Origin of the sequence: Bacillus sp. CGMCC 1.60114 (assembly GCF_042676365.1) — a bacterium.
In the GTDB taxonomy this organism is placed as follows: domain Bacteria; phylum Bacillota; class Bacilli; order Bacillales; family Bacillaceae_G; genus Bacillus_A; species Bacillus_A rhizoplanae_A.
Genome location: NZ_JBHTHG010000110.1, coordinates 1 through 602 on the forward strand (window position 1 = coordinate 1; position 602 = coordinate 602).

At 36.9% G+C, this 602-nt stretch carries 1 protein-coding gene; it reads right to left on the minus strand.

What is annotated here, in order from left to right:
• Window positions 1-41: 41 nt before the first annotated feature.
• Window positions 42-602: porphobilinogen synthase (hemB, locus tag ACFQZ1_RS17845; RefSeq protein WP_377883545.1), on the minus strand; the 561-nt coding region annotated here is incomplete at its 5' end.

The window sequence follows — 602 nt, forward strand, 5'->3', positions numbered from 1 at the left end:
AAAAAAAGCACCTAATCATAATACTAGGTGCTTTTTTTACACTACTCTTTACTTTGTATTTTACGGGCAGCATCTACTGCAAAATAAGTGAGAATACCATCACACCCTCCACGCTTAAATGCAAGTAAAGTCTCTATAATCACTTCATCTGGATTTAGCCAACCTTTTTCAAAAGACGCCATCATCATAGAATATTCTCCGCTCACTTGATAAGCAAAAGTAGGAACAGAAAACTTAGTTTTTACACGTTGAACAATATCTAAGTAAGGTAGGCCTGGTTTTATCATTATCATATCAGCGCCTTCTTTTATATCTAGTTCTACTTCACGTAAAGCCTCGTCCGAGTTTGCAGGATCCATTTGATACGTTTTTTTATCCCCTTTAAGTCTCTCACTTGAATTTAAGGCATCACGGAAAGGACCATAATAGCTAGAGGCATATTTTGCTGCATACGACATTATTCTAGTGTTGTGTAAATTCTCTTTATCTAAGGCAGTTCGAATGGCAAATATGCGACCATCCATCATATCAGATGGAGCAACAACATCTATTCCAGACTTTGCTAATATTAATGCCTGTTGAACCAACACACGAACACTTTC